This window comes from Escherichia sp. WS1265 (assembly GCF_046487585.1).
In the GTDB taxonomy this organism is placed as follows: Bacteria; Pseudomonadota; Gammaproteobacteria; order Enterobacterales; family Enterobacteriaceae; genus Escherichia; species Escherichia coli.
The window spans coordinates 1-510 of the sequence record NZ_JBJQJE010000109.1; the positions used below are offsets into that span (position 1 = coordinate 1).

1 pseudogene is annotated in these 510 nt (G+C 60.4%); it reads right to left on the reverse strand.

From position 1 onward, the window contains the following. Window positions 1–510 (reverse strand): annotated as a pseudogene (locus ACJHX3_RS25085) (RHS element protein); the annotation flags it as partial.

Sequence of the window (510 nt, forward strand, 5' to 3'; positions counted from 1 at the left end):
AGTGGACCGCCACACGGTGGCCTTCGCTCAGGTGGCTGATTTCTCTCAGCCAGCCGTGGCCATCATACTGCCACTGCTCTGCCGGTTCGCCGTTCACCGTGCGGTGAGTGATACGGTCCGATTCATCGTAGTACCAGAGGATGACAAGCCCCTCATCTTCACTCTGCGTGAGTTTTCCGGTCAGGTCATAATGATAACGTTGCGTCCGCCCGTCAAAGCCGCCCTGCTGTACCAGGCGGTCCAGCGCATCGTAGCTGAAGTCGCTGTGACTGCCGTTCTCGTTGGTCAGGCTGATGACACGTCCTGCCGCGTCATACTCCATACTGCGCGTCAGCCCGCCCTGCGTGGTGCTGACCGCCTTTCCCCACGCATCGTACTGTGTCTCGCTCCGGTTGCCGTCCGGGGTGATAACGGCAGTCAGGTCGCCTGCGGCGTTGTACTCATACTGCGTTTCACGGCCCTGTGCGTCTTTCACCGAGGTTAACCGGCCACGGTTGTCATAGTGGCGGT